The 22,750-nt window shown below is 37.5% G+C and carries 24 protein-coding genes; 14 read left to right on the forward strand and 10 right to left on the reverse strand.

Annotated elements, in window-relative coordinates:
* Positions 1-214 precede the first annotated feature (214 nt).
* From BI291_RS15950 to BI291_RS15965, 4 genes are all read right to left on the reverse strand, one after another.
* Positions 215-934 (reverse strand): CPBP family intramembrane glutamic endopeptidase, encoded by a 720-nt coding sequence (locus BI291_RS15950; RefSeq protein WP_074499948.1) that lies wholly within the window; start codon positions 932-934, stop codon positions 215-217.
* Between the two features lie 20 nt (positions 935-954).
* Positions 955-1,245 (reverse strand): transcriptional regulator, encoded by a 291-nt coding sequence (locus tag BI291_RS15955; RefSeq protein WP_074499951.1) that lies wholly within the window; start codon positions 1,243-1,245, stop codon positions 955-957.
* On the reverse strand, positions 1,238-1,720 hold the full coding sequence (locus BI291_RS15960) for a hypothetical protein (RefSeq protein WP_074499953.1): 483 nt from the start codon (positions 1,718-1,720) through the stop codon (positions 1,238-1,240). The genes BI291_RS15955 and BI291_RS15960 overlap by 8 nt, the downstream gene beginning before the upstream one ends.
* A gap of 150 nt (positions 1,721-1,870) precedes the next feature.
* Complete coding sequence (locus tag BI291_RS15965; RefSeq protein ID WP_074499956.1) at positions 1,871-2,890, reverse strand: LacI family DNA-binding transcriptional regulator; 1,020 nt, start codon at positions 2,888-2,890, stop codon at positions 1,871-1,873.
* Between the two features lie 157 nt (positions 2,891-3,047).
* Here BI291_RS15965 and BI291_RS15970 point away from each other — a divergent pair, with 157 nt between their 5' ends.
* From BI291_RS15970 to BI291_RS15995, 6 genes are all read left to right on the forward strand, one after another.
* The gene (locus BI291_RS15970; RefSeq protein ID WP_074499958.1) at positions 3,048-4,091 is read left to right on the forward strand and encodes a UDP-glucose--hexose-1-phosphate uridylyltransferase; all 1,044 of its coding nucleotides are present in this window, start codon (positions 3,048-3,050) and stop codon (positions 4,089-4,091) included.
* Positions 4,091-5,248 (forward strand): galactokinase, encoded by a 1,158-nt coding sequence (gene galK, locus BI291_RS15975; RefSeq protein ID WP_074499961.1) that lies wholly within the window; start codon positions 4,091-4,093, stop codon positions 5,246-5,248. The genes BI291_RS15970 and galK overlap by 1 nt, the downstream gene beginning before the upstream one ends.
* Positions 5,249-5,266: 18 nt before the next feature.
* Positions 5,267-6,292 carry a UDP-glucose 4-epimerase GalE gene (gene galE / locus BI291_RS15980; RefSeq protein WP_074499963.1) on the forward strand — a complete coding sequence of 342 codons (1,026 nt, stop codon included), beginning with the start codon at positions 5,267-5,269 and terminating at the stop codon, positions 6,290-6,292.
* A 246-nt stretch (positions 6,293-6,538) separates the two neighbouring features.
* Entirely contained in the window at positions 6,539-8,968 is a 2,430-nt protein-coding gene (locus BI291_RS15985) for a M1 family metallopeptidase (RefSeq protein ID WP_074499966.1), read from the forward strand.
* A gap of 11 nt (positions 8,969-8,979) precedes the next feature.
* Positions 8,980-9,477 carry a DUF6702 family protein gene (locus tag BI291_RS15990; protein ID WP_074499968.1) on the forward strand — a complete coding sequence of 166 codons (498 nt, stop codon included), beginning with the start codon at positions 8,980-8,982 and terminating at the stop codon, positions 9,475-9,477.
* 187 nt (positions 9,478-9,664) lie between these two features.
* Complete coding sequence (locus tag BI291_RS15995) at positions 9,665-10,360, forward strand: transposase (protein ID WP_074499971.1); 696 nt, start codon at positions 9,665-9,667, stop codon at positions 10,358-10,360.
* A gap of 61 nt (positions 10,361-10,421) precedes the next feature.
* Here BI291_RS15995 and BI291_RS16000 read toward each other — a convergent pair whose 3' ends face one another.
* On the reverse strand, positions 10,422-12,293 hold the full coding sequence (locus tag BI291_RS16000) for a CocE/NonD family hydrolase (RefSeq protein ID WP_074499975.1): 1,872 nt from the start codon (positions 12,291-12,293) through the stop codon (positions 10,422-10,424).
* Positions 12,294-12,901: 608 nt separating this feature from the next.
* On the opposite strand from BI291_RS16000, the gene BI291_RS16005 reads away from it, so the two are divergent.
* From BI291_RS16005 to BI291_RS16015, 3 genes are read left to right on the forward strand one after another with little or no spacing between them, the layout of a single operon-like run.
* A complete protein-coding gene (locus BI291_RS16005; RefSeq protein WP_074499978.1) occupies positions 12,902-13,228 on the forward strand; it encodes a DUF883 C-terminal domain-containing protein in 327 nt (108 codons plus the stop codon).
* Between the two features lie 3 nt (positions 13,229-13,231).
* Positions 13,232-13,648 carry a hypothetical protein gene (locus tag BI291_RS16010; RefSeq protein WP_074499981.1) on the forward strand — a complete coding sequence of 139 codons (417 nt, stop codon included), beginning with the start codon at positions 13,232-13,234 and terminating at the stop codon, positions 13,646-13,648.
* Between the two features lie 3 nt (positions 13,649-13,651).
* Positions 13,652-13,882, forward strand: a complete 231-nt coding sequence (locus BI291_RS16015) for a hypothetical protein (RefSeq protein WP_074499983.1) — start codon at positions 13,652-13,654, stop codon at positions 13,880-13,882.
* A gap of 38 nt (positions 13,883-13,920) precedes the next feature.
* Here BI291_RS16015 and BI291_RS16020 read toward each other — a convergent pair whose 3' ends face one another.
* From BI291_RS16020 to BI291_RS16030, 3 genes are all read right to left on the reverse strand, one after another.
* Positions 13,921-14,328 carry an SRPBCC domain-containing protein gene (locus BI291_RS16020; RefSeq protein ID WP_074499986.1) on the reverse strand — a complete coding sequence of 136 codons (408 nt, stop codon included), beginning with the start codon at positions 14,326-14,328 and terminating at the stop codon, positions 13,921-13,923.
* Between the two features lie 168 nt (positions 14,329-14,496).
* Positions 14,497-14,847, reverse strand: coding sequence for a hypothetical protein (locus BI291_RS16025; RefSeq protein WP_074499989.1), 351 nt, complete (start codon positions 14,845-14,847; stop codon positions 14,497-14,499).
* Between the two features lie 103 nt (positions 14,848-14,950).
* Positions 14,951-15,850, reverse strand: coding sequence for a DUF2785 domain-containing protein (locus tag BI291_RS16030; protein WP_074499991.1), 900 nt, complete (start codon positions 15,848-15,850; stop codon positions 14,951-14,953).
* A gap of 239 nt (positions 15,851-16,089) precedes the next feature.
* Between BI291_RS16030 and BI291_RS16035 the strand changes: the two genes are divergently transcribed.
* The gene (locus BI291_RS16035; RefSeq protein WP_074499994.1) at positions 16,090-18,162 is read left to right on the forward strand and encodes a spermidine synthase; all 2,073 of its coding nucleotides are present in this window, start codon (positions 16,090-16,092) and stop codon (positions 18,160-18,162) included.
* Between the two features lie 248 nt (positions 18,163-18,410).
* On the opposite strand, the gene BI291_RS16040 is transcribed toward BI291_RS16035, so the two are convergent.
* Entirely contained in the window at positions 18,411-18,830 is a 420-nt protein-coding gene (locus BI291_RS16040; RefSeq protein WP_074499996.1) for a VOC family protein, read from the reverse strand.
* 86 nt (positions 18,831-18,916) lie between these two features.
* On the reverse strand, positions 18,917-19,240 hold the full coding sequence (locus tag BI291_RS16045) for a multidrug efflux SMR transporter (protein ID WP_074499999.1): 324 nt from the start codon (positions 19,238-19,240) through the stop codon (positions 18,917-18,919).
* A 192-nt stretch (positions 19,241-19,432) separates the two neighbouring features.
* Between BI291_RS16045 and BI291_RS16050 the strand changes: the two genes are divergently transcribed.
* From BI291_RS16050 to BI291_RS16065, 4 genes are read left to right on the forward strand one after another with little or no spacing between them, the layout of a single operon-like run.
* On the forward strand, positions 19,433-20,194 hold the full coding sequence (locus tag BI291_RS16050) for a metalloregulator ArsR/SmtB family transcription factor (RefSeq protein WP_074500001.1): 762 nt from the start codon (positions 19,433-19,435) through the stop codon (positions 20,192-20,194).
* Between the two features lie 9 nt (positions 20,195-20,203).
* A complete protein-coding gene (gene arsB, locus BI291_RS16055) occupies positions 20,204-21,223 on the forward strand; it encodes an ACR3 family arsenite efflux transporter (RefSeq protein WP_074500004.1) in 1,020 nt (339 codons plus the stop codon).
* A 10-nt stretch (positions 21,224-21,233) separates the two neighbouring features.
* Positions 21,234-21,749, forward strand: a complete 516-nt coding sequence (locus BI291_RS16060; RefSeq protein WP_074500006.1) for a dual specificity protein phosphatase family protein — start codon at positions 21,234-21,236, stop codon at positions 21,747-21,749.
* The gene (locus tag BI291_RS16065) at positions 21,739-22,746 is read left to right on the forward strand and encodes an ArsJ-associated glyceraldehyde-3-phosphate dehydrogenase (RefSeq protein WP_074500009.1); all 1,008 of its coding nucleotides are present in this window, start codon (positions 21,739-21,741) and stop codon (positions 22,744-22,746) included. The genes BI291_RS16060 and BI291_RS16065 overlap by 11 nt, the downstream gene beginning before the upstream one ends.
* Positions 22,747-22,750 lie beyond the last annotated feature (4 nt).

A 22,750-nucleotide genomic window follows, 5' to 3' on the forward strand; every position in this document is an offset into this window, starting at 1 on the left:
TACGGGCTATGAAGCGTTTAAACTCGCCCTTTGGGAGCGTGTTAGAGGCGCGATAATTGCGCAAAACGTGTTTGATGTAGAATAACTATACCTGCACACGTTTCGCTTATTCTCCCACCTCTAACATCGCTCTGAACTGACTTAATCTTTATGCGAATTGGTATTATTTAATACCTTAAAGGTTAACTGTAGATTGTCGATCTTGAAAAAATATTTAAATGCGCTCAATCATCGACATGGTGTTTAGTGCGCAATGTGCGATAATTAATGGCCATAGGTTTCTGTTAAAGACAACATAAGCTATGCCCATTGCTAGGCCGATTAACCCTACAGTAATTGAACGTTCAGATAAATCGTAAGAATGTCTAAAGCCGAAAATAAAAGCCTGTAAAATAACCGCAATGAAAGTCGAAAACCAAGTATTAAATAATGCTTGTTCTATCCAATTAATTAAAAAGCCTCTATCGAGAATTTCTTCTAATGCTGATTGTAGCCAAATGAAAGGTATTATCATAAAAAATAATGACCAGTTATTTGAAAGTTTTCCAAATTTAGATTCTGCTTGTTCGTTAGAAAGGTCGGGGGCTAGTTGAAATCCGAGTTCTTGTTTGAACAACTGAAAAATAATAATAGATAAGATGGTAAAGGCAAAAATAAACACGGTTACGAAAAGTAACTTTTTAAAACTTTCAGGTTTGAAAAGGCCAAGTTTTGCTAATGAAACGTGCCTAAAACGAATAAAAGTTATAGCAACAACAAGTGTTGAAAGTGACCAAAATAGACCGTTAGAGATAAAATTATGTTGTTCAAAATAAATCTCGCGTATTAAAAACATTACTGAAAGGTAAATGGCAAGGTCAATGCAATAAGTGTATTGCGACTTACGATATACGGATATAAATGAACCGATTACATTCTTTCTTCCTGAAAACATAAAATACCTCAATTCAACGTTTATACGCCACCTACAATCTCACGTAAAGCTGCTAGGTGTCCGTTATATGCTTCTCGTCCTGTTTTTGATAATGACAGCCATGTTCTTTGTCTGCCCATATGAGTACGTTTTTGTGCACAAAGATATTGAGCATCTTCAAGTGATTTCAAATGTTTTGAAAGCACAGAATCACTTACGTTAAGCTTTTCTCGTAATACTTTAAATTCTATTTCTGCAGTTGCCGCTAGAATGGCACAAATTTGTAAACGATTTTGTGCATGAATTAGCGGATCAAAGCTGACGTTACTCATGGTGACTGTTGTCCTTAATGTAGTTGCCTGTTGAGTAATGATGCAATAAATATGCGAGTACTAGCGCATTGAGTATACCGCCAATGTAGGCGGCATATTCTAAGCCATTTACGCTTAATATGCGGGTGAGAATGATGACTGCCGCAAAAAAAATACCGGAAAATAAATGAAAAAAACATTCACTTTTACTTTTTGGTAGTACCTTAGGCTTTATGCCAAGTAAATGACTGCTGTAAAGATAAAAGGCGACACTTGCTAGAAAACAAATTGCTGAAATAATTAAACCGAGCATCCAAAGGTTTTCATGTCGAGTAGATGCCCAAGAAAAGGTCATCATTCCGTAAAAAAAGGCCATAATGACCGTCAGCCAAAGTGGCGGTCTGATAAGTTTATTGGTACTGCTGTCTATATTGGCTAAACTATCGAGTGCTAGTTGAGCTTCCTCTGTCGATACTTTTTGTTCTATATTATTCATGATTACGTCCTTTACTTTCCAGTGTAGAAAGTAATATAAACCATACTTTCCAAGTTGGCAAGTTAAAACTTTCCATAGAGGAAAGTAATTAGGTGTTTTAGATTTATATCATTGAATTTAATTTTTTATATATGTATTCAGTATGAAAAATTAACGAGAATTTTTGATTTTTTTACTGGTAGATTCCCTCTTTACCAGTCGCGGAATATGTTTAAATGTGGTTTCGGCCACAATATTTTCTTCTGGTTTTGTCATGCACAAAGCCAAATTTGCTGCTTGTTTAGCCATGATTTCGATAGGATAATGTAGAGTAGTTAGTTTTGGTCTTGAATAGCGAGACAATAAAACATCATCAAAGCCGATGACTGAAACGTCGTTTGGCACACGGTACCCGTTATCTTCTAGTGTAGAAATAGCACCAATTGCCATTGCATCATTGTATACAAATAATGCGGTAAAGGGGTGACTACTAGCGAGTAGGTTTTGAGCGGCAATCTCTCCACCTTGCAGGGTAGGGGCTTGATATTCTATAAGTTGTTCTTTGAGTGTTAACCCATGCTCTAACAGGGTGTCTTTAAAACCTTTAAGTCTTAAGGCAGGATCTTCTATAGGGTAGTGACTGCTGATACAAGCAAATTTTTGATGTGATAGCGAAATTAAATGGCGTGCTGCTATTTTACCTCCCTCTACATTATCTAGCCAAATACAGCGATTTTCTAAACCTTTAACCATTCTATCGATCACAACTAAGCCTTTGACTTTTTGGCTTAATTCGTTAAGTTGGCTTTCACTTAATGCCTTGCTGTGCACCACCATCACATCGCAACGTCGCTCAATGAGTAAATTGATTGCTTGCATTTCAAATTCAGCATTAATTTGACTGGTACTTAATAATAATTGTCTATGATTTTCGCGAGCAACCTGTTCTACGCCACTGGCTAAAGAAGCAAAAAAAGGATCAGTTATATCAGGGATCACAACGCCAATAGTTGTGCTTTTTTGTGTTACAAGTGCTCTAGCATTTTCATTCGGTGTGTAACCAAGTTGCAGCATCACTTGACTGACTTTTTCTTTGGTTTTAGCACTTACTTTTGGACCGTTATTTACCACTCGGGATACTGTTGCTACAGATACATCTGCGATACGAGCTACATCTTTAATTGTTGACATATGTAAATGTTTACATTTATTAAGTGTTTAACTAGTGCACAGTATATATAAGCAGTGTTGCTGGTGCAATATGATAAATTTGTTCCTAAAAAGTAAGCTTGTAATAAAAAGGGAAAACGTTTACATTTACGTCAAATTTACAAGATGGAATGAGTGTATGACTATCGAATTCGATCCAACGGAACATCCACATCGCCGGTTTAATCCCTTATTGCGAGAATGGGTACTGGTGTCTCCGCATCGCGCAAAACGCCCTTGGCAAGGACAAGTAGAGGCAGTTGCTGAGCAACAATCTGTCTCGCATGATCCAAATTGTTATTTATGCGCAGGTAATACGCGTATAAACGGTGAAGTCAATGAGCGTTATGAAACAACGTTTGTCTTTACTAATGACTTTGCTGCGTTAAAAACGGATACCCCACAAGTACAAAATAATGATCCGCTATTTCGAATGGCAACAGAGCAAGGAGAAAGCCGAGTGATCTGTTTTTCTCCTGACCACAGTAAAACCTTGCCAGAATTATCAGTACCTGACATTAAGCATGTTGTTGATACTTGGCAAGTGCAATGTGAAGCGTTAAGCGAACAATACCAATGGATACAAGTGTTTGAAAATAAAGGGGCGGTTATGGGCTGCTCTAATCCACACCCTCACGGGCAAATTTGGGCACAGCAGCAAATTCCAACCTTGGCAGATCGTAAATGCCGTTCTCAGTTAGTGTACTTTAATCAATACCGTAGCAATCTATTGAGTGACTATGCTGTAAAGGAAATAGAACAAGATCAACGTGTTGTTGTACTAAACGACGACTGGGTTGTGGTGGTGCCATATTGGGCAGCATGGCCCTTTGAAACGCTGTTATTACCAAGGTTTACAGTGTCTAGAATGGTTGAATTAACTGAACTACAAAAAACATCACTTGCCGATATCTTGAAAAAAATTGCGACTAAGTACGATAACTTATTTCAATGTTCTTTCCCTTATTCAATGGGATGGCATGGCGCACCGTATGATGGTGAAAAACATCCTGAATGGACATTACATGCGAGCTTTTTACCGCCGCTATTACGCTCAGCAACAGTAAGAAAATTCATGGTTGGCTATGAAATGTTAGCGGAAGCACAGCGTGATTTAACGCCAGAGCAAGCAGCAGAGAGGCTAAAGGCATTACCAAGTACACATTATAAGGAGGCTATGTAATGGTTCAAAAAAATACTATTAATGCTTTATTTAAACAATGTTATCAACAAGAGCCGGATGTGATTTGTTATGCACCTGCGCGGGTCAATATTATTGGCGATCATACTGACTATAATGATGGTTTTGTTTTTCCCGCTGCGATTGATTGTGGTACCACCATCGCCGCGTCTAAACGTGATGATCAATTAGTCAAAGTGTATTCACATGATTTTGGCAAAAGTTCTACAGAATTTGTTTTAAATCAGTTTAGCTTTGATACCGAACACATGTGGTGTAATTACATTAAAGGTTCGGTCCAAGCATTAATGGAAAAGTACCCTAACCTTAGAGGCGCTAATCTTGTGGTAACGGGTAATGTCGCGCAAGGGGCAGGGTTAAGTTCATCTGCCAGTTTTGAGATGGCAATATTGAAAACCTTTACCTCGTTATACAAATTAGAGTTAGATGGAAAAACTGCCGCTAAAATGGGACAGCAAGCTGAGAATGATTATGTTGGTTGTAATTGCGGCATCATGGATCAACTGATATCGGCTATGGGCAAGAAAGGCCATGCAATGTTACTTGATTGTCGAGATTTAACGTTTGAAGATGCGCCAATTTCAGACGAGTTATCATTGGTTATTATTAATTCTAACGTTAAACGTGGATTAGTTGATAGTGAATATAACTTACGTCGTGAGCAATGTGAACAAGTTGCCAAGCACTTCGGATGTAAAGCTTTACGTGATGTTACGTTAGCGCAATTAGAGTCAGAAAAAAAACAACTGTCAGATGTGCAATATAGACGAGCCAAACATGTGATCACTGAAAATGCTAGAACTGTCGCAGCATTAACGGCATTCAAATCTTCAGACATGTCGACGTTGAGTCAGCTAATGGCTGAGTCACATCAATCGCTTCGGGATGACTTTGAAGTAACGACAAAAGAAATGGATGGACTAGTGGATATAGTGAGTGCACAAATTGGTAATCAAGGTGGTGTACGTATGACCGGTGGTGGATTTGGCGGTTGTGTTGTTGCTTTGATGCCAAAAGCACTCGTTGAAAAGGTGACTGAGCAGGTAAATATTCAATACCCAGAGCAGTTTGGCTTAACAGCAGATATTTATATTTGTCATGCATCACAAGGTGCATTTAGACATATTGACGAATATTGATTGATTACAGGATAAACCATGAAAATTTTAGTCACCGGCGGTGCTGGTTATATTGGCTCTCATACCGTTTTATTGCTTTTAACAAACGGCTTTGAAGTTGTTGTTCTTGATAATCTCATGAATGCCAGTATTGAATCCATTCGGCGTGTAGAGCACTTAACTGGAAAGAAAGTATCATTTATTAAGGGAGATATTCAAGACAAAACGGCTTTGACGTCACTTTTTAATGAACACGCTATTGATGCGGTTATACACTTTGCGGCATTAAAAGCAGTGGGTGAATCTTCTACTATCCCTCTAGAGTATTATCAAAACAATGTTCACGGAACATTATGTTTGTTAGAAGTTATGGCAAACCTAAACATTAATCATTTTATTTTTTCCTCGTCAGCGACAGTGTACGGTGGGGAAAATGCTGTACCTTATGAAGAAAGTATGCCGTTAGGTGAAGCGTCTAGCCCTTATGGAGCGAGTAAAGTGATGATTGAGCGAGTGTTAAAAGATCTTGCACAATCAAATTTAGATTTTCGCGCAGTGTGTTTACGTTATTTTAACCCAATCGGTGCCCATGAGAGTGGACAAATTGGTGAAGATCCTAAAGGTATTCCAAATAATTTATTACCTTATGTTGCACAGGTTGCGGTTGGAAAGCGTGAGCGTTTACAGGTTTTTGGTGATGATTATTCTACCGAAGATGGTACGTGCGAGCGTGATTATCTGCACGTCATGGATTTAGCGGAAGGGCATGTAGCAGCAGTCAATTGGTTGCAGAAAAATAGTGAATTTACTGGTGTTGAAGCTTTTAATTTGGGTACCGGTAAAGCGGTGTCTGTATTAAGCATCATCAAGGCGTTTGAACAGGCAAGCCAGCAAAAAGTACCTTATACTATTGCACCACGTCGTCATGGTGATTTACCTGCATTTTGGGCAAATGCTGAAAAGGCTAATAAACAACTTGGCTGGCGAGCCACACGTGATTTAACACAAATGATGACCGACACTTGGCGTTGGCAATCGAACAACCCAGAAGGATATCCAAAGTAAGGCAGGAAGTTTAGTGCATTTTGAGCGGCAATTAATTCAGTTAATAATTGTTATGTTATAACAATTGAGACGAGTGGTAGTATTTTCTTGTTAGAAAGCACTGAACTTAAGTGAAAATTCCTTTATTATCTATGGGCTATTTTTCTTTGTTGTACTTTATTCAATAATATACACCAAAGAAAAATAGCCCTAGTACTGCGCACGTTTTGAAATGTGCGTAACCTCAAGTAGTGAGTAGGAATAACTATGATAAAAAAAACCATAACATTGGCAGCTTTGCTTGTATGTACCGCATCATTATCGGCGTACGGTTCAGTGAAGCAAACCAAAGGGAGCTTTGAAGATAAGTTCCGCCAGTTAGATGAAGTGTTACCAACACCTAATGTATACCGTAACGCAGCCGGCGAACCGGGCCATCAATATTGGCAACAACAAGTTGATTATAAAATAAACGTAACGCTTGACGAAGAAAAGCGTCGTTTAGAAGGAACAGAAGAAATTGTTTATGTGAATAATTCACCTGATTCATTGAAATACCTTTGGTTACAATTAGACCAAAATATTTTCAAGCAAGATTCATTAAGTGAGTTATCTACCACATTCAGAGGCAATAAAGCATCAGGCGGAAAAATTAGCTTGTCTGCGTTGCGTCGTCAGCAATTTATTGGCGATTCAGAATTAGGCTATACCATTAATAATGTAAAAGATGGCCGCGGTAATACCTTAAATTACGTGATTGTTGGTACCAACATGCGTATTGATTTACCTAAGCCATTAAAGCCAGGGCAAAAAACATCGTTTTCATTAGACTTTGGGTTTAACATTGTAGAAGAAGATGCCGTTTCGGCGCGTTCAGGCTATGAGCATTTTCCTGATGATGCTCGTGAAGGTGGTAATGATATCTTCTTATTAGCTCAATGGTACCCACGTTTACATGCTTATACCGATTATGAAGCTTGGACAAATAAAGAGTTTCTAGGTCGCGGTGAATTTACCTTAGAGTTTGGTGATTATGAAGTCAATATGACAGTACCGGCTGATCACATTGTATCATCAACGGGTGTGTTAGCTAACCCTAAACAAGTATTAACGAAAGAACAGCGTAAGCGTTTAGAAAAATCAAAAGACGCAGAGCGAATTGTTTTCATTGTGACGGAAGAAGAAGCCTTAGAAAACGAAAAAGCTGGTACAGATAAAACTAAAACGTGGAAATTTAAAGCAAATAACGTACGTGATTTTGCTTGGGCATCGTCACGTAAGTTTATGTGGGACGCTCGCGGCTTTAAACAAGATAATGATGAAACTCCACTTGTGATGGCAATGTCTTTCTATCCTAAAGAAGGTGGTGACTTGTGGAAGAAATATTCGACTGAATCTATTATTCACACCATGGATGTTTATAACCGATTCTCATTTGATTACCCGTACCCAACAGCTCAGTCGGTTAACGGCCCTGTTGGTGGTATGGAATATCCAATGATCACATTTAATGGTCCGCGTACTGAATTACGAGATGACGGTAGCCGCACATATTCACAAGCTGAAAAACGTTTTTTGATCGGCGTGGTTATTCATGAAATTGGTCATATTTATTTCCCTATGGTCGTTAACTCTGATGAGCGTCAGTGGACATGGATGGACGAAGGTTTAAACAGCTTTTTAGATGGTGTTGCTGGTCGAGAATGGGATCCAATGATTCCATGGGGTGTAGAGCCTCGTGATATCACAGGTTACATGAAGTCTTCAAACCAAGTGCCTATTATGACGCAGTCTGATAGTGTTTTACGTTTAGGACCAAATGCCTATACTAAACCAGCTGCAGCATTAAACATTTTACGTGAAACGATCCTAGGTCGTGAACTATTTGATTTTGCTTTTAAAGAATATGCACAGCGTTGGAAGTTTAAACGCCCAACACCATCGGATTTCTTCCGTACAATGGAAGAAGCATCAGGGGTTGATTTAGATTGGTTCTGGCGTGGCTGGTTCTACTCGACCGATCATGTTGATATTTCATTAGACCGCGTTTATAAACTGCGCATGGATACTAAAGATCCTGACATTGACTTTGCACGTGAGCGTCAACAAGAATTAGATAAGCCTAAATCTTTAACTGACGAGCGCAACAAAGCAGAAGGTCAAAAATTATGGGTTGAGCGCTTTTCAGATATCACTGATTTTTATGACGAAAATGATCGCTTCACCGTGACTAATAAAGAACGTAATAAATATCAGAAATTCCTTAAAGGCCTTAAAGATTGGGAACGTGAAGTTTTCACTCGTGCGGTAAAAGAAGATAAAAACTACTATGTTTTAGACTTTTCTAATAAAGGTGGTTTAGTTATGCCTATTATTTTAGAGTTATCATTTGAAGATGGTAGTAAAGAAATGATGCGTATTCCTGCTGAAATTTGGCGACGTACACCTAAAGCGGTTAGTAAGTTAATTGTCACTGACAAAAATAAAAACCTAGTGGGTGTAACAGTTGATCCTCGTTGGGAAACAGCAGACGTTGATGTAGAGAATAACCACTACCCACGTCGCATTATTCCTTCGCGTATTGAAAGTTATAAGCGTAAAAAGTCATCAGCAAAAGTGAGCCGAGATATCATGCATGATATTAAAACGGAACTTAAAACAGACGATGATGAAAAAGATCAAGAAAAAGGTAACTAATTAGGTTTTATATGAAATTTATCACTAAAAGCTTAATAATCTGCTTGTTTTTGTTCAGTAATGTTATTTTTGCACATCAACAAAAAGCGGCGATAAGTACTGTGTTATTTAATCCAAACACAGAAAATATTGAAGTAAGTCATCGCTTTTATTTACATGATGCAGAGCATGCTGTTAAACATATTTTTGGTAAAAACGCTGATATTATTCAATCTAAACAAACACAACAACGTTTTTTTGAATATGTGATGTCGCGTTTTTCATTGAAAGACGATAAAGGAAATACTATTGATTTAGGCCCCGTGGGTTTTGAAGTTGATGGTAAATTCTTTTGGGTTTACCAAGAAACAAAACAACCTGTATTGTTGAGCGGGCTTACTATTGAACATACAGCATTGCGTGATATTTGGCCTAGCCAAACAAATACTGTGAATGTAGAAGGTAAGGGTGATGTTAAAACTGCCACGTTTAATGGTAGTGTTGAAGTTGCTAAGATCGAATTTCATTAATTTGATATTGATGTAAAAAGCCGCTAGGTGTTACGCATCTAGCGGTTTTTTTGATCCTGTAATTAAAGGGGTCAGGTACAATATTCAATGATTGAATATTGTACCTGACCCCTTTAATTATTTAATTAGGCTAATTAGATAAAGTTAATCTACACTGAGAGCTTTATTAACATATCAAGGATGATATATGGCAAGGTTACCTAGGATAGATTTACCAAATATTCCGCAACACATTATTCAACGTGGCAACAACCGTCAAGCATGCTTTTATCATGAAAAAGACTTTAAAGCCTACTTAAACTGGCTTAAGTATTATTCGTTGAAAGAAGATGTGGCAATACATGCATGGGTCTTAATGACCAACCACGTGCATTTATTATGCACTCCAAAAAAGCCTAAGGCTGTTAGTTTTATGATGCAAGGATTGGGGAGACGCTACGTTCAATACTTCAATTATAGTCACCAAAGAACTGGAACTTTATGGGAAGGTCGATACAAATCTTGTTTAGTGCAAAATAGCAACTACTTACTAGAAGTTTATCGTTATATAGAATTAAACCCTGTGCGAGCAGGTATGGTCGATAACCCTACTGATTACCCTTGGTCAAGCTATCAAATAAACGCATTGGGTAAGGTATCTAGTTTAGTTTCTTATCATGATCAATATTTGACCCTAGCTCAATCTGATACAGAAAGGCAGGTATCGTATATGGCGCTGTTTGAAGAAAAAATGACTGATATTAATGAACAAACAATAAGGAAGTCGGTAAACAAAGGGTTAGTTCTTGGAGACGATAAGTTTAAATCTACTATTGTAGCTTTGACAGGGAATAAAGTGAATTCAGGATGTAGAGGAAGGCCAAGAAGTGCTATTGATGATTAACAATTTAAATGTACCTGACCCCTTTATTTCCTTTATTTTGGGGTAGGTACATTATTTTGAGTTATTTTAATACTGAGATTTCTATGCTACTTGCTTGATCAGCTTGATGATAAATTCGATGATCTGCTTTAACAAAATCCGCTTCTGTTGCTTTGAATATGTTGTCTACATAATTTTGAGGATTACGATCCAAAAATGGAAACATGCTGCTTTGCACCATTATCTGTAACTTATGGCCACGCTTAAAGGTATGCATAACATCATAAAGTTCAAAATTAACTGGAGTGACTTCATTCGCAGTAAAGGGTTTAGGGTCACTCATTGAGTCTCTAAATCTTCCTCGAATTGAGCCCCAGCGAACAAGTTCATGACGATTACCAAGCTTTTTATCTAACTTATTGCTGTTTTCACTTTTTGCTGGAAACACATCAACCAGTTTTACGATAAGATCAGCAGCTGTTTGAGAAGTACTAAATTTCAATTTGAGCTCGATATTACCTGATAACGTTAAATCTTCTTTTAACGGCTCTGTTTCAAAAATTAATACATCTGGGCGACGTGCAGCAAAGCGTTGATCTTCTGTCATATATGGGCGATCCCAACCGCGACCAATTGCTTTTGAGTGTGGTACTGGTTTATTTGGATCACTAATATATTCAGAAAAACTTTTTTTAGTCGTAGGTTTATCTTTACTGATGCTTTCACCAGCGGTTAAGTATAGCGTTTGTTTTCTAACGGCTTTAGGCGGCCAAGTATCGAAACGATGCCAACGGTTAGCACCAGTATCGAAAATAGTCGCTTTTGCAAGATTGGCACTGTCGCTTGCTTTTAAATGCTCGGTAAAGAAAGGTAACAATATATGCTTTTGAAACCACTTACTGGTATTAAAGCCGTTATCAGCTTCACCCATTTTTGAGCCGTCACCTCGGTTCCACTGTCCGTGATACCAAGGGCCCATTACCAGTTGCACATTTTCTTTTTTATTGCCTTGAGACATGGTTTGATAGGTTTCTAACGGACCATACAAGTCTTCTGTATCGTACCAGCCACCCACAACTAAAGTGGCAGGTTTTGTTTTACCTAAATGCTGCAATACGTCACGTGACTGCCAATAGTCATCGTAATTTGGGTGAGCTGCAAGAGCATCCCAAAATGGACGTTTATGTTTAAAATATTTTTTGTTTACATTCGATAACGGGCCTAAGTCTAAAAAGAACTGATAACCATCATGTGTTGCCATATCTTGACCTTTAGGCCAATAACCATGTTTTTCATCTGGAAAATTATCGAATGTGTCGAAAAAGACAAAAGCCATAGGTAAAACAAAGGCACCATTACGATGAAAATCATCAAAGAACCAGTCAGCAATTGGTGCTTGAGGTGAAATCGCTTTTAATGCTGGGTGAGCATTTATAGAAGCAACTGAGGTGTAGTAACCTGGATAAGAAACACCCCACATGCCAAATTTACCATTGTTGTTATCAAGGTTATTGAGCAACCATTCGATACTATCGTATGTATCGGTAGCATCATCAGTTGCTTTTTTACCGCGTTGATAAGCATTTTGCGGACGCATATTGTCGTATTCTCCCTCTGAACGGAAGCGACCTCTGACATCTTGAAAAACAAAAATAAAGCCTTCTTTTTCAAACGCCTCAGATGGGCCTAATCGAGTGCGATATTTATCTACACCGTATGGTCCAACAGAATATGGGGTGCGTTGCATTAAAACAGGGTATGTTTTTGATACATCGTATGGGGTATAGACAACAGTAAAAAGAGTTTTTCCGTCACGCATTGGAACTTCATATTCGTATTTTGCATAATTTTCACGAATATATTCAGCGCGTTTATCACTGCTGCTGTCGTAAGCTAAAGCGGTCATTGTGCTAGTAATAAAAAGCACCACAACCAGTATGAATTTTCTAAACATAATAAGGCATCTCGTATTGTTGTTTTTGTAAACGAAATTATTGTTACAAGTATGTACTGTATAGGCAAGTGGCAGGCATACCATTCGACAGGTAAAACCCTACCATTCAACGCATTAATGTTAAGGCAGTGAATGAATAACCAAGTAGTAGTCTTTAATTGAATACGTTATTAGGAGGGTTGTTCTCTTTGTAGCCCTTTTATGTAGAAAACTATACTTCAATTGCTACGCTTCAATTAAATTACGTTTAGTTAGACCCAAAGGGCAGTGTTTTTGTCATTTATACGTCGTTATTGCTTTTTCATGTGGAATAACTACACATTAATCACAATGCTTGGTCTAAATACCAATAAACGGCTGCAAAAATAAACGCGAAAGATCAACAGATCCTAGTCACAGATCAAATAAGTGATTTAAGAAATTATTTCAATACAGCCTGTAGAATTTACATAAGTTTGTATAACAAATATAAATTGCAATGAATGAATATGCTTTATAGCCTATTAAACCAGTACTTAAAAAAGAATCGATCATGGTATAGCCATTGCACCTGTATGTTTGACTCACAAAATAGAGTGAGAAATTTTAATTAAATATTGGAGAGTATTATGGCTAGTCAAGCAACGAAAGCACAGAGTGAAAACAGTGAATCAAAAACGACTAAAGGTAACGGATCATCTCCTATTGCAAATAAACTTACTGAGTCGTTACATCAATCTGTAGATCATTTAGGTGAGCAAGCAGCTAAAACTGAAGAATCGCTAAGAAAAAACGCGACTAATTCAGCAAATTCAATGAAAGATAAGCAAGTAAAAGTGCAAAGTATGTGGAATCAATCGGCAGTAGGTCGATACACACAAGAACATCCTGTGGCCTCAGCGGGTATTGCTTTTGCAGCTGGAATGCTACTGACTAGCTTACTTAAGAGAAAGTAACGGATGAATAATAACGCTGAACATCAAGCTCAAGAAAGTGCAACGTCTGCGAATGACGTTGCACTTTCAGAGATATTATCTGCATGGCAAGAAGTATTAACTGTTTATAAATTGCAGATACTAAAAGCGGGTGATCTTGTTGGCTCAGAAATAAAACTCAGTATTAAAGCGATGACTTTAAGTTTAATAGGCTTATTGGTGTTAGTTGGTATTGGTTTAATCATGTGGATAACCGTTTGTCTAACCATTGCCTATGCTGTATTTACCTTTGGAGGTCATTGGTTGTTGATTCCCGCTACAGTATTGTTGATTAATGCAATTGTGGCTTGGATAAGCTTTAAATTGTATAAGCAAAGTAAATCGGCGATAGGGTTACCGTATGCAAAGTCGTTGTTGGTGAATTCAGAATCTGAGGAGTAAGCTATGTTTGATCTGCTAAAAAAGCATAAAGCAAATGTTCAGTATATATATGATGATTATCAAATTGTTACATCGTATAAAAGGATGAGCATAGAGCAAGCGAAAAATAAAAGCTTATACGTTATCGGTTCGCCAAAAGGACTAGCTGCCAGTTTTGCCGCAGGTTCAGTGGCTGGTTTACCGCCTTCTTCGCATCAGCGTTTATTACCTTTGATCAAGTTGTTTGTGTTTTAATTGATACTTGCTCTGAAGACGGTAAATATGCCATTTATCTATTTGTTTTCAACATGTTTTTTAAAATTATTCAGGATCATTTGCCATCCTTGTTTCTGTTGTTCTAGAGTGCTTTCATCTTCTGTTTGAAAGGTTTCTTTAACGGTTGTGCCGTTGTCGGTTTCAATGAACTCAACCGATACAGTACGTCCATCATTCAGGGTGAAATTAATTGCCTCAAAAGCAATTATTTTGCTAAATTCCCCTGAAAAATCAAAGGCCATGGAGTTATCTTTCGCTGCCATACGATAGTTAAATTGACCTCCTTCCTTAAAGTCTATTTCCGCGTTAGGACAGCACCAATCATCGTTGGCAAAATTCCAACATTTAATATCTTCTGGTGTCACCCATGCATGCCAAGTCTTGCTTAATGGCATATTCACAGTTGTTTCTATAACTACGTTCATATTATCTCCTCTGTATTAGATTTAAGTGTACGCTAAGCCAAAATCAGGCTTTGTGTATTAGTCGAACGTAGTAATGGTAAATCGACATGTTATGCTAATTATTTTTATCAAGGTCTGTCGACCTTTCGAGATTAAAGATTGCATAGAAGTGTTGGAACAGGTTTAGTCTTAATTCTTCATATTGTTATATTTCGTGTTCACAAGTGCTGTGTTTTTTATGATTATTTTTTTAAGGTGATTTTTTATTAACCTTTGTTCAAAATAAAGTGCCACAAAACTGCCTACACCAAAAGAGGTAAAGCTAAGTACAATAAAAAGAAGACTGAATATTGAGCCTTGAGTAATGTAATTCAGGTATAAATTGAAAGGGAGCACGATTAATAAAAAGCCAACGACTTTAATAAACTCACGGAATAATTTGGTATTTTCTTTTGCTTCAACAATATAATTTTCAATGAGTTCATGAGAAGTATCGTTAACTTGAGGGAAGGTTTTGCGTATCCAGCGTGAATAATTCAAAAAGTAATCCTTTTAATTCAGTTCGTTTAACAGTGCTATTATAGAAAATAAAAGAGATCGTAACAACGATGTACGTAAGTCAACAGTTCTCGTAATTCGATGTTCAGTCGACGCGTTTTAATGCTTGCTGTAACGAAGCTTGTATAGCTTTTAGCTTGGGATTTTTACTGTTACTGGTGATGGCATATAGGTTATGTATAAAACTTCTTGTGTTATGAAGCTTTGCTAGACCTTCCTCACTTTGATAAACGTTTTGCCAAGTTTTAAAAGGTGCAGGTGATGTTACAGAGGTTAACCAATTAGCGAATTCATTAGCGGATAGCTTGTTTTGTAAAATAATATAAACAACAGGCATGGCTAATCGTCTAGGTTCCCCAAAAGTATAAAAGGCGTTTATAGGAGCAATTTGTTGCTTGATTGCAGTTAATAATTGCTGATGCTGAGCTTTAGTCACTTGTTTATTAAGTGCAAGTTGTAAGAAAATATCAGCCGTGTGAGCAACATTGTGTCGCCAGCCTTCTTGTTGGTTAAATCCGCGGTAATCTGAAATGTTTGACATGAAACGGGTGCTAACATCAACAACTGTTTGCCGTTCTTGCTCTGACATATAAGGGGTAATGCGATCAACACGCACCACTTCCGATAATACTAATGCCGCGAAAGGTTGTTCGAAACCATTCGGGTCTTTGCTCTTAGAAGCTAAAATTGTTTGTAGCTTAAGCAGTAAAGTGTTGATTGTATCTGCATCTAGTGCCATGTTTCTTAGCCATGTACTGTATGCTTGATAGACAATTTCGTCACGTATTTTAGGATCAGGGTGAGACAAACAGTTAAGTAGGGTGATCGCGAGATTATTGCGCTTTTTATCTTCTTCGATAGTAAAGTCATTTGTTTTTAATGACTTGAGTTCTTCAACCGTAAGTTGTTGATGACATTGACTAGCCAACGCGGTATTAGCAAATAATAGTAGTGAACCCATAAGGACTAACGAGTGTAGTTGCATTTTTATACCTTAATAAAGGCTTAGCACGTATTTAGCTAATACCGTAAAGTGATTGTCTGAATTAGTGTTTCATTGTTTGTTAATTGTTGCTTAGAGTCAATTAATCTGAAAGATAAGTTGCTATATTTTATAAACAAAGCTAACTCATTGACCGTTTTAAGGTGTTAACTGTAAAAGATAATCTTTATAATCAGCCGCAATACTCATCAGAATAAGCTACCTTGCTTTCGTTATTACCTATGCATTATTTATTTGTTGTTTTTATTGGTGCTTTTTTACTGTTTCAAGTACAGCCACTGATCGCTAAATTAATTTTACCTTATTTCGGTGGTGGCGCTGCGGTTTGGACCGCCTGCATGCTTTTCTTTCAAGCTTTTTTATTAGCAGGTTATGGTTACAGTCATGCATTGGCGAAAGTTAGATCAATAAAACTGCAAGTAATATTACACATTGCGTTGTTGGTCATTAGTGTATTTACCTTGCCAATTGGTTTGTCTGAAACTGTATTACCAAAGTTAAATGTTCAAAGCCCTCTGTTAAATATTTTATACCAATTGATGTTTTCGGTTGGATTACCTTATTTTATTTTATCGTCAACCGGCCCTCTGGTACAAAACTGGTATGCTAGTAACCACCAAGGTAAGCCACCTTACTTTCTGTACTCTTGGTCAAATGTGGCTTCCTTAATTGCATTACTCAGTTTTCCTTTTGTGTTCGAGCCTAAATTAGCCGCATCTACTCAATTAATTTTATGGTCAGTGTTGTATGGTGTTTATTGTGTGGCTTTTATCGTTGTTGCGTTAACAACCTATCGAGGAAAGACACTTAATGCTATTGAAACTACCCAAGGTGTTGCTGGAGTAACTATTGATTCTGGTATTGCACAAGTAGATAGAGACACACATGACTTAACATTAACGAATGCTATTTCATGGGTTGTTTTGTCATCACTTGGGGTGATTTTTTTAGTGGCTACCACTAATGCGATCACACAAAATGTTGCACCTATTCCATTTCTTTGGATCCTGCCTCTTTGTTTATATCTGCTTAGTTTTATTATTTGTTTTCACAGCGATCGTTGGTACATTCGCTGGTATTGGCTAATATTGTTGATATTAAGTAGCATCATCGCGATATTTTTATATTTCATCGGTTCTCAGTTTGACTTAATTACTCAAGTGACTCTTTATAGCTTTGTATTGCTTGCTGCCTGCATGGTTTGTCACGGTGAGTTGTCGAAAACTAAACCTGCGCCAAGGTATTTAACTCACTTTTATCTACTTATTGCGCTGGGCGGCTTTCTTGGTTCCTTATTTGTTGCCTTTATTGCCACGAATATATTTCAACAATTTCTTGAGTTTCCATTAGCGTTTATTAGCTTACTTTTGTTACTGTCAGTAGTGTATTGGCGAGAAAAGCTGTCGATTAAATATGTTTTAACAATGTCAGTGTCTGTGGTGGTTTGTGTTTCTTTATTTACGGCTTTACTGAGTCGCTATCAACAAAATGATATTTTCCAACAACGTAATTTTTATGGCATTTTAACGGTAAAAGATGTTGATGTTGCAGGTAAAGTTGAGCGCCGCCTTGTTGATGGAACAACATCACACGGTACACAATATCTTGATGAATCATTACAACAAATACCGTTAAGTTATTATCGTAAAGACACTGGAGGGGCAATTGCGATTGAGCTCATGCAAAAGACAAAACAAACTGGGATCAATGTAGGGTTTGTCGGTTTAGGTGCTGGTGCGTTGGCAGCCTATGGTGAAAAAGAAGATCATTTCAGCTTTTTTGAATTAAACCCAGCAGTGATCGATGCAGCACAACGTTATTTTACTTTTTTAGCACATTCTAAAGCTCAAATTGAAGTGATAAAAGGGGATGCCCGTATTTCTATCGCGAAAAATAGAGCTCAACTGGTAAATAAACCCTTTGATGTATTGGTGTTAGATGCGTTTTCAGGTGACAGTATTCCTCAACATTTACTAACCGTTGAAGCTTTTTCAATGTATCAGCAAGTTGTAAGCAAGCAGGGGATCATCGCGGTACATATTTCTAATAGCCATTTAAACTTATTGCCATTGATGAAAGGGCTAGCAGATCACACTCAAATGGCATTGGTGTATTTTCACACGGCAGGAAAACGTGCTGAAAGCCATGATACTGATTGGGTTTGGCTGACGCACAATAATAATTTAATAGATAACCCTATCGTTAAGTTACAGAGTACGCGAGTAAAATTGTCATCGACAGAACAAGTAGTTTGGACTGATGATCACAGTCACCTAATGTCATTACTTAAATAACCTCAGCTTCACATAAGGAATGCGTTTCTAACGGTTACTTTTACTGACTTCTGCGTTATCTTGCTTTGCAATAGCGGGCTATTCCTACAGCAAAATGCCTTAAATTCAGCAAAAAAGTAACTCGTTAGAAATATTAATATTTGTTAGGCTATTGAATTCATTAGTATTACACTATTTCTTATGCAAACCTGAGGTTAAATAATCAAAGCTTTCGCAGACATAAAAACTCTTATGCCTGCGAAGTAAGATTACCAAGTACCTGTATTTTCCATATTTTGCCAAGGTTCTTTTGGTGGCAAAGCATCGCCTTTTTGTAATAGCTCAATTGAGATCCCATCAGGTGATTTTACAAATGCCATATGGCCGCAGCGAGGTGGGCGATTAATAACTACGCCATTATCCATTAAGTGCTGGCATGTAGCGTATATATCATCAACTTCATAGGCTAGGTGACCAAAATTTCTACCTGAGAGATACTCCTCTTCTGAATCCCAATTGTGGGTTAATTCAATTTCAGGCGCACCTTTTTCTGTCGCTAAAAAAATCAAGGTGAACTTACCCGCTGGAACGTCATAACGATTAGTTTCAATAAGCCCAAGTTTGTTGATAAAAAAATCGAGAGACGCCTCAACGTCTTTTACGCGTATCATGGAATGGAGAAATTTCATGTGAACCTCTAATTAATGAATTTTACTGAATTGTTCAAATATACAACTTTAGAGAGATAAAGTAGATGAACGTAGAATACCTCTATCTAGCTGTTCGGTAAATTTATCTTTAAACCGATGATACCAATGAGGATCAGACTAATAAAGAGAAACTGTATGGTTGATAAACTATGTTGATACATCACATAATTTAGCAAAACGATAGTACATACCCCTACAGCTAACCAAATTAAATACGCAATGGTTATTGGAATTTCTTTGATAGCAAAAGAAAATAAAATAAGACTAATAATCATCGATATGATGGCGAGGAATACATAAGATAATTTAGAAAAGGATGCCGATTTGTCTAAAAAGAATAACCAGCCTGCTTCAAAAACACCAGCAACAATGAGGGAAAGCCAATACATAATTCTACTCCACAATTAAGGGCCGTCCCTGATGAAGTAGAGCGGTGAGGTCGTCCTCACTTCGATTAAAGGTTTTAAATTATACCCTCTATTGCTGTATGTTCGAAGTTACTTTTCGGAAAAAGTAAAAAAGCGGTTGAAAAATATATATAACAAAATTATTATATAATTAATTTATTATATAGGTGGTTTATGAAAGTTCTTTTTTTATGTTCTGAGAACTCTGCACGATCAATAATGGCTGAAGCCTTGTTAAAACATCATGGTAAAGATCAATTTGTTGTTTATAGTGCAGGCACTCACCCATCAGGTATTGAACCAAAGGCAGCAAAGGCGATTACGCACTTTGGTTTATCAACAGATGGACTAACATCTAATAGTCTTGATGACGTAAAAGATATTCATTTTGATTACGTGATTACTTTGTGCGACAAAGCAGCGAAAGAGTGTGATACCAGTGTAATGGGGACCAATTGTTTGTCTTGGGACTTTCCTGAACCACGCAGTAGAATGGTTGCTAACCCTTATGAGAAAACACTTCAAGAGCTTAATGAACGAATAAAAATGTTTTTGCTAATTCAAGAAAAGCAAAAACCAGCCCCAATATCACCTACTATTTTTTTTAAGTGCCTAGCAGATGAGGTGCGCCTTAAAACGTTATTGATTATTGCTGTGGAACAAGAAGCATGTGTTTGTGAAATCATGGAAGCGTTAAATGAAGTGAGTCAGCCAAAGGTATCTCGTCACTTAGCACAACTGAGAAACACAGGTATTTTAGCTGCGAGAAAGCATCAACAATGGGTATTTTATTCATTGAATCCAACGTTAACAGACTGGATGAAATCGGTGATCACTTCAACAGTTGTCAATGAGCCACAGTGTATTGAACAAGAACTAGCAAGATTGAATGCTATGGGTGATCGTCCTACTCGCATGCAACGTTGCTGTAATTAAGGAAAGAAGATGGGAATATTCGAACGGTTTTTATCTTTATGGGTTGCACTGTGTATTGTCTGTGGTGTAGTTTTTGGCGTGTATTTTCCTGATTTTTTTTCATGGGTTGCAAGGGCTGAAGTCGCACAAGTTAATATAATAGTGGCGGTTTTTATTTGGTTAATGATTTATCCGATGATGGTCCAAATTGATTTTTCTACGATAAAAGATGTTGGTAAAAACCCTTCAGGTCTAGTACTGACTTTAGTCATTAATTGGTTAATTAAACCTTTTTCAATGGCTGCACTAGGGTGGTTGTTTTTTGAAGTGGTGTTTACAGATTTCGTTAACCCCGAAAGCGCTCAAGAATATATTGCAGGTATGATTCTACTTGGCGTTGCTCCATGTACAGCAATGGTATTTGTTTGGTCACAGTTAACAAAAGGTGATGCGAACTATACTTTAGTACAAGTATCATTAAATGATATTATCATGATCTTTGCATTTGCGCCTATCGCTGCGTTATTGTTGGGCGTTGCTAATATTAATGTGCCATGGGACACCTTAGTATATTCAGTATTACTCTATGTGGTATTGCCGTTAATTGCAGGGGTTGCAACCCGCGCGATACTCAATAATTCAGAACGAAAAAATCACTCCATTGGTGAACTAATATCGAAGTTCAAACCCTTTTCAATTATTGGCTTACTATTAACTGTTGTTCTACTTTTTGCCTTTCAAGCTCAACGGATTATTGAGCAACCGCAAACGATAGTATTGATTGCGATCCCGTTAATTATTCAAACTTATGGCATTTTTATTGTTGCATATTATGCGGCAATAAAAATGAAACTAAAGCATAACATTGCAGCCCCTGCGTGTTTGATTGGTACTTCAAACTTTTTTGAATTAGCGGTTGCTGTGGCTATTTCACTGTTCGGTTTACATTCTGGTGCTGCGCTTGCAACAGTTGTTGGTGTGTTGGTCGAAGTGCCAATTATGTTATCACTTGTCGCTATTATTAATAAAACACGTCATTGGTTTGATTGAGGAGTTAACAATGTATAAGCACCCATTTGATACCTTAACACTCGAATCTGGGGGGAAGTTCATTTTTACTCCTTGTCCTGGTACACAGAGTGTCAATTTACAGCAATCCATTGAGCAATTAAGGTCCGAAGGTGTTACGACGCTTGTTTCGCTTATGTATGATGATGAACTCGTTAAACTTGATGCCCATTCAATAGGACAAGTTTGCCAAACACAGAACCTAACATGGCTGCAAATGCCAATTAAAGATGATGATGCTCCTAATGACGATTTTATGCGGGCATTTTCACAGCATATTACACGGATAATAAATAGCATAAATAAAGGTGAGGCGATAGCTGTTCATTGTAAGGGGGGATCTGGAAGAACAGGTCTTGTGATCGCCTTATTTCTTATTCATTTAGGTTACGACAAAGCACAAATCGTGGATATGGTGCAATTGATACGACCGAAAGCATTACAACACCCCATACAACGTAAATATTTTAATGACTTTATTTTTTTGGAGACTTCTAATGACAATTAAAGTTGGTATAAACGGTTTTGGCCGAATGGGACGCTTAACCCTGAGAGCAGGTTTTGGTAGTCCAGAAATTGAATTTGTGAAAATAAACGATCCTGCGGGTAATGCAGAAACATTAGCGCATTTATTAAAGTATGACTCGGTGCATGGTATTTGGTCGCATGATATTTCGAATATTGATAATGCGCTTAAAATTAATGATCAGATCATTCATGTTAGCCAACATAAAACGATCAAAGATACCGACTGGTCGGGTTGTGATGTAGTGATTGAAGCATCAGGAAAAATGAAAACGAAGGAAAAATTGCAGAGTTACTTTGATCAAGGTGTTAAAAAAGTTGTCGTTACTGCACCAGTAAAAGAAGAGGGTGTGTTAAATATTGTCATGGGAGTTAATGATGATCTGTATGATGTTAACACTCATGATATTGTCACTGCAGCCTCGTGTACGACAAATTGTTTAGCACCAATTGTTAAGGTTTTACAAGAAAAAACAGGCATTAAGCATGGTTCAATCACTACTATTCACGACATAACGAATACGCAAACTATCTTAGATGCACCACATAAAGATTTAAGGCGTGCACGTGCTTGTGGCATGAGTTTAATCCCGACAACAACCGGATCGGCCACGGCAATTACGCATATATTTCCTGAATTGAAGGGGAAATTAAATGGTCATGCGATCAGAGTGCCGTTAGCAAATGCTTCAATTACTGATTGTGTTTTTGAGCTTGAACGTGCAACAACTGCAAGTGAGCTAAACCTATGGTTTAAAGAGGCCGCAGAAACGAATTTAGCAGGTATTTTAGGCTACGAAGAAAAGCCACTTGTATCAATTGATTATAAAACGGATCCTCGTTCAAGCATTGTTGATGCATTATCAACAATGGTGATTAATGATACCCAAGTGAAAATATATGCTTGGTATGATAATGAATGGGGTTACGCAAATAGAACGGCTGAACTAGCTATTAAAGTAGCTCGTAGTATTCAGTAAGGGC

Source organism: Thalassotalea sp. PP2-459 (assembly GCF_001913705.1).
GTDB lineage: Bacteria > Pseudomonadota > Gammaproteobacteria > Enterobacterales > Alteromonadaceae > Thalassotalea_C > Thalassotalea_C hakodatensis.

Bases quoted from the DNA above. Each gene is read 5' to 3' on its own strand.
- BI291_RS15950 (WP_074499948.1), bottom strand. From the start codon at position 934: ATGTTTTCAGGAAGAAAGAATGTAATCGGTTCATTTATATCCGTATAT.
- BI291_RS15955 (WP_074499951.1), bottom strand. From the start codon at position 1,245: ATGAGTAACGTCAGCTTTGATCCGCTAATTCATGCACAAAATCGTTTA.
- BI291_RS15960 (WP_074499953.1), bottom strand. From the start codon at position 1,720: ATGAATAATATAGAACAAAAAGTATCGACAGAGGAAGCTCAACTAGCA.
- BI291_RS15965 (WP_074499956.1), bottom strand. From the start codon at position 2,890: ATGTCAACAATTAAAGATGTAGCTCGTATCGCAGATGTATCTGTAGCA.
- BI291_RS15970 (WP_074499958.1), top strand. From the start codon at position 3,048: ATGACTATCGAATTCGATCCAACGGAACATCCACATCGCCGGTTTAAT.
- galK (WP_074499961.1), top strand. From the start codon at position 4,091: ATGGTTCAAAAAAATACTATTAATGCTTTATTTAAACAATGTTATCAA.
- galE (WP_074499963.1), top strand. From the start codon at position 5,267: ATGAAAATTTTAGTCACCGGCGGTGCTGGTTATATTGGCTCTCATACC.
- BI291_RS15985 (WP_074499966.1), top strand. From the start codon at position 6,539: ATGATAAAAAAAACCATAACATTGGCAGCTTTGCTTGTATGTACCGCA.
- BI291_RS15990 (WP_074499968.1), top strand. From the start codon at position 8,980: ATGAAATTTATCACTAAAAGCTTAATAATCTGCTTGTTTTTGTTCAGT.
- BI291_RS15995 (WP_074499971.1), top strand. From the start codon at position 9,665: ATGGCAAGGTTACCTAGGATAGATTTACCAAATATTCCGCAACACATT.
- BI291_RS16000 (WP_074499975.1), bottom strand. From the start codon at position 12,293: ATGTTTAGAAAATTCATACTGGTTGTGGTGCTTTTTATTACTAGCACA.
- BI291_RS16005 (WP_074499978.1), top strand. From the start codon at position 12,902: ATGGCTAGTCAAGCAACGAAAGCACAGAGTGAAAACAGTGAATCAAAA.
- BI291_RS16010 (WP_074499981.1), top strand. From the start codon at position 13,232: ATGAATAATAACGCTGAACATCAAGCTCAAGAAAGTGCAACGTCTGCG.
- BI291_RS16015 (WP_074499983.1), top strand. From the start codon at position 13,652: ATGTTTGATCTGCTAAAAAAGCATAAAGCAAATGTTCAGTATATATAT.
- BI291_RS16020 (WP_074499986.1), bottom strand. From the start codon at position 14,328: ATGAACGTAGTTATAGAAACAACTGTGAATATGCCATTAAGCAAGACT.
- BI291_RS16030 (WP_074499991.1), bottom strand. From the start codon at position 15,850: ATGCAACTACACTCGTTAGTCCTTATGGGTTCACTACTATTATTTGCT.
- BI291_RS16035 (WP_074499994.1), top strand. From the start codon at position 16,090: ATGCATTATTTATTTGTTGTTTTTATTGGTGCTTTTTTACTGTTTCAA.
- BI291_RS16040 (WP_074499996.1), bottom strand. From the start codon at position 18,830: ATGAAATTTCTCCATTCCATGATACGCGTAAAAGACGTTGAGGCGTCT.
- BI291_RS16045 (WP_074499999.1), bottom strand. From the start codon at position 19,240: ATGTATTGGCTTTCCCTCATTGTTGCTGGTGTTTTTGAAGCAGGCTGG.
- BI291_RS16050 (WP_074500001.1), top strand. From the start codon at position 19,433: ATGAAAGTTCTTTTTTTATGTTCTGAGAACTCTGCACGATCAATAATG.
- arsB (WP_074500004.1), top strand. From the start codon at position 20,204: ATGGGAATATTCGAACGGTTTTTATCTTTATGGGTTGCACTGTGTATT.
- BI291_RS16060 (WP_074500006.1), top strand. From the start codon at position 21,234: ATGTATAAGCACCCATTTGATACCTTAACACTCGAATCTGGGGGGAAG.
- BI291_RS16065 (WP_074500009.1), top strand. From the start codon at position 21,739: ATGACAATTAAAGTTGGTATAAACGGTTTTGGCCGAATGGGACGCTTA.